The sequence below is a fragment of the Peribacillus psychrosaccharolyticus ATCC 23296 genome (assembly GCF_000305495.1).
Taxonomy (GTDB): Bacteria; Bacillota; Bacilli; order Bacillales; family DSM-1321; genus Peribacillus; species Peribacillus psychrosaccharolyticus.
The window spans coordinates 1-3,705 of record NZ_AJTN02000074.1 but is presented as its reverse complement, the minus strand read 5'-3'; the positions used below and the strand labels follow the sequence as shown (position 1 = coordinate 3,705).

At 33.3% G+C, this 3,705-nt stretch carries 4 protein-coding genes and 1 pseudogene; 1 reads left to right on the top strand and 4 read right to left on the bottom strand.

Going from position 1 to position 3,705, the window contains the following annotated elements; genetic code table 11:
- Window positions 1-100 precede the first annotated feature (100 nt).
- The 4 genes from WYK_RS05835 to WYK_RS05820 all read right to left on the bottom strand — a co-directional run bounded on the left by WYK_RS05835 (window position 101) and on the right by WYK_RS05820 (window position 3,215).
- Window positions 101-562, bottom strand: coding sequence for a hypothetical protein (locus tag WYK_RS05835; RefSeq protein WP_152526416.1), 462 nt, complete (start codon window positions 560-562; stop codon window positions 101-103).
- Between the two features lie 159 nt (window positions 563-721).
- Window positions 722-952, bottom strand: coding sequence for a hypothetical protein (locus WYK_RS05830; protein ID WP_040373625.1), 231 nt, complete (start codon window positions 950-952; stop codon window positions 722-724).
- A gap of 270 nt (window positions 953-1,222) precedes the next feature.
- Window positions 1,223-2,509 (bottom strand): MFS transporter, encoded by a 1,287-nt coding sequence (locus WYK_RS05825; protein WP_040373624.1) that lies wholly within the window; start codon window positions 2,507-2,509, stop codon window positions 1,223-1,225.
- 79 nt (window positions 2,510-2,588) lie between these two features.
- Window positions 2,589-3,215 (bottom strand): ArsR/SmtB family transcription factor, encoded by a 627-nt coding sequence (locus tag WYK_RS05820; protein WP_040373623.1) that lies wholly within the window; start codon window positions 3,213-3,215, stop codon window positions 2,589-2,591.
- 333 nt (window positions 3,216-3,548) lie between these two features.
- Here WYK_RS05820 and WYK_RS25490 point away from each other — a divergent pair.
- Window positions 3,549-3,705, top strand: a pseudogene (locus tag WYK_RS25490) (site-specific integrase); the annotation flags it as partial.

Sequence of the window (3,705 nt, the reverse complement as noted above, 5' to 3'; positions counted from 1 at the left end):
TGACAGCCTTTTTTTTTAGTTAACATAAGATCTGATCTCGGAAGCTGGCCTCGTGTCGGCTTTTTATAGTGGAATGGATGATTATGTTGAGCCTCGTACATTAAAAAGGCAGCCAATTGGAGAAAGATACGATATTTAGAGTGACAATCAAAATAAGCAATATAAAAGAAATATATTTAATATTTTGCTTTTGCTTTCCTCCCTTTTTAATAATTAATTCGCAACTGTAGAATAATCCCGATACAATCAGGCCAGTTACGACTGTTAGAGGTACGATTTCCGGGAATACAACAAAAAAAAGTAAGCCAAAAAGTGAACCGAAAAGTAAATAGATAAAAAATTCAATAATGCTTTTATTCTTTGATAAATCTCTTGTTAAGAAATCAATAAGAAAAGAAAGTGGCACACCGAATAAAATAACAAGTGTAAAGACATACATAGGAAAAATTGCAAATACTTCAAACATGCTTGCCAATCCATCATCTATTAAACTGATGAGTGCGATTATAACGACCACTATAGATGATACCAAAAGAGCAACATAGATTTTGTTTCTTATCAATTCTGTCCAACCTGCCTCTCAAATTTAAATATTTCATAATATTGAGATGTTGTATATATTTAATTTTTTCTTCAATCTGAATGTATGATTAGTGTAAGAATCATACATTCATTAAGAAGGCCGCCAATTAGTTCAACAAGTACATATTAACGATTAATATTACCATTCAATATCCATATAAATTTCCGAAAGAAGTCTTCCTTCGATTGTTCCATCCTTAAAAAGAGCCTCAGAAGTTTCAAACTCTTGAGTAAAGGAACCTCTGACTCGCGTAAGATAACACGCACCTGGATTTTGGCTTATCCAATATTCTTCTTTTTGATATGTAAATGAGTATTCTTCCCCGATTGCTATACCTTCTTGGAACTCAATAAACTCTTTTAAAGTCATTTTCCCACCACCTGTAAGCTTTTATAAAATTATACCTCTACTTAAACCAATCTGCCCCGATAGTTGAAAAAAGTATTTTTTTATTTGGTTTTGAATGTATGATTATAGTAATTATCATACATTCAAAAGACCACCATTTGGCAGCCTCCTTATCTTTATGTGTTCACACAACGGCGCTTATCGGAAACGAAAAAAGGATCTTTCAAAAGATCCTTTTTTCGTTACTATTATGTAAAGGATAGTTCACCTTCACTTTTTATTTTTCTGTTTTCAATCTATTTTTCTGTCATTACTCTTTATCACTTCGAAATTAAGTTTGAAAGTCTTTGCACTCATTTCTTTCACCTTGGGTAATGCCCGTAATGTTGGATGGACTAACCAAATAATAGCTATACATAGAAATCCAACACCAGTAAAAGAAAATACAATTTTACTAGTAACTAATGTAGCTAAGTAACCTCCTAATAAAGATCCTATTGGCATAAAAACTACACCTAAACTTTGTATCACTGAGCTAACTCGACCTAAAATTTCATTTGGAATGATGGATTGCAAAACCCCTGCAAATAGTACATTTATTGCCCCAATTGGAATCCATGCTAGCCCAAAGAATAAGGGTGAAAAAACAGGTGAAGAAACTAGTGCTGCAAATGTCCAACTGCACGAGCCAAGTATAAAGCACACAATGGAAAGAATACCAACACGATATTTCCCAAGTGTGGAACCCAATAAAGCCCCAATTAAAGAACCTGCGGATAACGACGTTAATAATAGTCCATATATTTCGACTCCACCTAACGTATCAGCAAAAGAAAGTAGTATAGCCATAGTGATACCAATACAAAAATTAATCAATGAAGAGCCTATTAAAAATACCCATATTAACGAATTAAAAACGATTAAAAACCCCATTTTTAATTCTTTAAAATAACTACTTATTGTTAACTGTAGATTTTTCTCTTCTAGAAATTTATGTTCTGTATCTTGGGGGACTTTTAATAAACTAAAAAAGAGAGCTGCTATAGCAAAGGTTATGGAATCTACTATGTACAAGCTAATTGCTCCTATAGATGCGACCAAAACTCCTGCAACAGCATTAAATACAAGATCTACTCCTTGATAGGCAAAAGAAAATAGAGAATTCCCTTTTATTAGTTCTGATTTATTAAGGATTAAAGGAAGAGCCTTTGTTTGAGTGGGGTAAGCGAATTCTTCTATAAATGCAATACAAGGCATAATAATTAAAATCATTTGAACGGAAAGAAAATCAAAAAAATAGGATATAGGGATAATTAAGATGAGAATAGATTGTAGAATTTGTGTAATGATTAAAGTCTTTTTAATTCTCCACCTATCGACAAACGGACCTACAAAAAACTGCATGGCTTTGGGGAGTAAAATCAAAAAACCAACAAGGCCCGTGTAAAAAGTGCTTTTATTACCCAGTTCAAATACAAGCCACATGGAGGCAACATAATAAATACTATCTCCCATATTTGTGACTATTCTTCCTAAAAACAAATAGATAAAGTTTTTGTTTGTGAGTAAAGATTTCATGCTTTATCCCCCTAAGTTAAATTTAGTTGAATCGGTTAATTTTTTTTAACATAATTCTAAAAAAAGAGAAGTATCTTTCTTACTTCTCTTCCTTTTTGCTTTTTAATTCCTCCATTATTGGCTCGTCAATTTGAAAAGCCATTGTGGAAATATAATAGATTTTGCTATCAGGATGATTTGGAAGGTCTTGTTTTGTTAATTCGCTAAATTCCTGCATCAGAGCGAAATACTTTTTTATCCAATCTTTGAAGTGCTCTTCTTTTGCAGAAAATTGCCACATGGAACCTATGTAATCCCAATCAGAAGGGTCCTCACTGGCCTTATTCATTTTAAAAGCATCTTCAGGTGCAGAGAGAATAACACTTTTAGTTCGTTCTGCCATTTGCAGCAGGAATTGCCTAGAGGTTTCATTAATATCTTCTAGGTGTGGAAGTAACTCTGCAGAAGGAGTAAATCCTCTGGCCACCGATTGGTAAAACTTTTGTATGATACCGTTTTTTTCTTCTTTTTTGACTATTGCAATCAGTTGATTTTTTTCTAGTTCCTTTAAATGATAATGAACTTTTGCCCTAGATAAATTAAAGTAAACAGATAACTGTTGGCCTGTATAAGGTCTTTCTAGCAAACGCATCATCATCTCGGCACGTAACGGATCACTAAGAGCTTTTAACTGACTGTGCTCTGTTAGGGTTAACATTTGTTTCATAACATCCGACTCCTTATCAAAAAATTACTCGGTTAAAAATATTTAACTAATACTACCATTTAATTAATTTTTTTACAATATTTTGTTTTAGAGGAATTTATCTAGGTTAATAAAATTTATTTCTAGTTTAATTATGTCTCTCTTCTTGGTTTTTTTATTGAATTTGAATGTATGATTTGTCTAATTATCATACATTCAAACCCTTGATTTCATTGACTTTCTTCGCTTTCTCTCTTTATACTAAAAAAAGAGAAAAAATCGTACATTCAAATCGTTGAACGCCAAGGGTTTCAAGACCCGATTTTTGAATGTCGTCAGAAAGGGCGAGAAAAGATGAAATCAGAAAAAGATGTGCAGCCGATCCGGAATCAGCAGCAACTAGACGATATGAAATGGGCGCTTAAGCGCCATTGTTCAGAACGGGATTATATCCTCTTTATCCTTGGCTGCGAAACGGGCCTGCGTGTCGGAGATCTTCTCCGGCTACCCA

Bases quoted from the DNA above. Each gene is read 5' to 3' on its own strand.
- WYK_RS05820 (WP_040373623.1), bottom strand. From the start codon at position 3,215: ATGAAACAAATGTTAACCCTAACAGAGCACAGTCAGTTAAAAGCTCTT.
- WYK_RS05830 (WP_040373625.1), bottom strand. From the start codon at position 952: ATGACTTTAAAAGAGTTTATTGAGTTCCAAGAAGGTATAGCAATCGGG.
- WYK_RS05825 (WP_040373624.1), bottom strand. From the start codon at position 2,509: ATGAAATCTTTACTCACAAACAAAAACTTTATCTATTTGTTTTTAGGA.